Origin of the sequence: Vulcanococcus sp. DEBay_Sum22DG08_74 (assembly GCF_017852955.1) — a bacterium.
GTDB lineage: Bacteria > Cyanobacteriota > Cyanobacteriia > PCC-6307 > Cyanobiaceae > Vulcanococcus.
Genome location: NZ_JAFMKL010000174.1, coordinates 1 through 2,598, shown reverse-complemented (window position 1 = coordinate 2,598; position 2,598 = coordinate 1). Strand labels below are relative to the sequence as shown.

General features: G+C 63.3%; 3 protein-coding genes. 2 read left to right on the top strand and 1 reads right to left on the bottom strand.

The window, feature by feature from the left end; genetic code table 11:
- Positions 1–5 precede the first annotated feature (5 nt).
- A complete protein-coding gene (locus QZ184_RS11375) occupies positions 6–1,700 on the top strand; it encodes an FAD-dependent protein (RefSeq protein WP_296419737.1) in 1,695 nt (564 codons plus the stop codon).
- Here QZ184_RS11375 and QZ184_RS11370 read toward each other — a convergent pair.
- Positions 1,639–2,004: an AbrB family transcriptional regulator gene (locus tag QZ184_RS11370; protein ID WP_010316617.1), complete on the bottom strand. Its 366-nt coding sequence runs from the start codon at positions 2,002–2,004 to the stop codon at positions 1,639–1,641. The two genes, QZ184_RS11375 and QZ184_RS11370, sit on opposite strands and share 62 nt — an antisense overlap.
- A 106-nt stretch (positions 2,005–2,110) precedes the next feature.
- On the opposite strand from QZ184_RS11370, the gene QZ184_RS11365 reads away from it, so the two are divergent.
- The coding region (locus QZ184_RS11365) for a deoxyribodipyrimidine photo-lyase (protein ID WP_296419735.1) at positions 2,111–2,598 on the top strand (488 nt) is incomplete at its 3' end.

Genomic DNA, 2,598 nt, shown 5'->3' with positions numbered 1-2,598 from the left:
AAGTGGTGCTGCGACTGAGCGAGTTGAAGCTGCCGCTGGATCACGAGGAAGCGGATCTCGCTCCAGCCATCTGCAAACGCCTCAAGATCGATCCAGCGGCCCTGCTCGCGCATCGGATCATCAAAGAGAGCATCGACGCCAGGCGGAAATCCGCCATCCAGATCGCCTACAGCCTGGAGCTGGAACTGCCGCCGCAGCTCGAGCAGCAACTGCTGAAGCGCTTCAAGCGCGATCCCCACCTGCAACCCGCAAGCGACACCCACTACCAACCCGTGGCGCAGGCCAGCCCCGGGGATCCCCTGCCTCAGCGGCCGGTGGTTGTGGGCGCCGGACCCTGCGGCTACTTCTGTGCCCTGATCCTGGCGGAGATGGGGCTGAGACCCCTGCTGCTCGAGCGCGGCAAACCCGTGAAGGAGCGCACGGCGGACACCTTTGGCTTCTGGAAAGGCACTGCGCCGTTCAACCCCGAATCCAACGCGCAATTTGGGGAAGGGGGTGCGGGCACCTTCTCCGATGGGAAGCTCTACAGCCAGGTGAGAGACCCCAAACACCTCGGGCGCAAGGTCCTGGAGGAACTGGTCGCAGCGGGGGCCAATCCAGAGATCCTGGTCAAGCACCACCCCCACATCGGCACCTTCAAGTTGGCCACGGTGGTTCGGGGTCTCCGGAGCAAGATCACGGCCCTCGGCGGAGAGATTCGCTTCGAAAGCCGTGTCAGTCAGCTCTGCGTTGAGCAGATCGATGGGGAGCGGCGCCTTAGCGGCGTTGCCCTGGCCAGCGGAGAGATCATCCCGGCGCAGCAGGTGGTCCTCGCGGTCGGCCACAGCGCGCGCGACACCTTCGCGATGCTGCAGGAGGAGGGCGTGACGCTGGAGCGCAAACCCTTCTCGGTGGGCTTTCGCATCGAGCACCCGCAACCCCTGATCGATGCCGCCCGTTGGGGAAACTGCGCCGGCCATCCCCGCCTGGGGGCTGCGGAGTACAAGCTCGTCAAACACGTCAGCAACGGGCGCTGCGTCTACAGCTTCTGCATGTGCCCCGGTGGCCTGGTGGTGGGGGCCACCTCGGAGGTGGGACGGGTCGTCACCAACGGGATGAGTCAGCACTCGCGCAATGAGCGCAACGCCAACAGCGGCATCGTCGTGAACATTGAGACAGGCGACGTCGAAAGCTATGGCGCCTACCCCGGCGACCCCCTTGCGGGGATTGCCTTCCAGCGGCACTGGGAGGCCAAGGCCTTTGAACTCGGTGGCAAGAGCTATGCCGCTCCCGGTCAGCGGCTCAAGGACTTCCTGGCCGGCGGCAGCCAGGCACCCGCCGATCTGGGGACGGTCAAGCCCTCCTACAGCCCCGGTGTAGTCCCTGCAGACCTGGGGCAGGCCTTACCGGCCTTTGTGATCGAAGCCCTGCGGGAGGCCCTGCCGCAGTTCGAGCAGTCCATCCCGGGCTACGCCATGGACGATGCGCTGCTGACTGGCGTTGAAACCCGCACCTCATCCCCCGTGCGCATTCCCAGAACAAAAGCCCTGGAGAGCGTGAACACCCCAGGGCTTTATCCGGCGGGAGAGGGGGCCGGCTTCGCCGGCGGAATCCTCTCTGCTGCGATGGATGGCATCCGCGTCGCGGAAGCCGTTGGCCTCACTCTTCTTCGTCAGGAGCGCCCAGGGGCACCAGACGGATCTGCTTGCGACCCAGCTTGATTTCGAACTCATCGCCGGGCTTGAGGTCCAGCAGGGCGGTGTAGGCCTTGCCCACCATCAGGTTGCCGTTGAACTGAACCTTGGTGGTGAAGCTCAGCTTGCGGCCGCCTTTACCAACCTTGGCGCTCGAGCCGCCAAAATCAACGCCCTTGGCATTGAGCAGCGCTTCGTAGAACGCCGTGAAATTCAGTCGCTCGCTGCCGTCTTTCTTGTTGGAGACATATCCGCATGCACGAACAACGTCGGATTTGCTCACGTCGCCCATTTCTTTGACTTTGGCGAGAAGATCAGCTCCGGTGAGCATGAGATTGATAGTTATGCAACTTCTGCATCATCACACCCGACGGTCAATTCAGCAAGGCTGACTTTTTCAAAAAGCCGGGATTTCCCAGGAGTTTTTTTTTCAATCAATGCCCCCCACGCTGGTCTGGTATCGCCGCGATTTGCGCACGCAGGATCACGAACCGCTGGCGAAGGCCTGCTTAAGAGGACCGGTCATTCCGGTGTTCGTACTGGATGACGCGTTGCTGTTTCATCCTGAGACTGCCGTCGCTCGTGTTGAGTTTTTACTGCACTCTTTGCAGGCCCTCGATGCCCGATTGCGGTGGCTTGGGGGGCGATTACTTGTGCAGCGCGGCCAACCCGAAGTGGTCCTCGCCCGTCTCGCCCAAGGCAGCGGCGCGCGCCATGTCCTCGCCCATACCGACAGTGAGCGCCTGGTCGGCCGGGTCCGTGATGCCCGCGTCAACCGCCACCTGCAGCAGCAAGGCATCGAGCTGGACTGGATCGAACCAGCCGGTGCAAGCGGTGAGCTTCAGCCCTACAGCGATTGGAACCGCCAGTGGCATGGCGCCATGGCCGCGCCGCTGGTGCCGGAACCTCAGCGGGTCGTAGTACC

Coding starts and splice junctions, on each gene's coding strand:
- QZ184_RS11370 (WP_010316617.1), bottom strand. CDS start 2,004: ATGCTCACCGGAGCTGATCTTCTCGCCAAAGTCAAAGAAATGGGCGAC.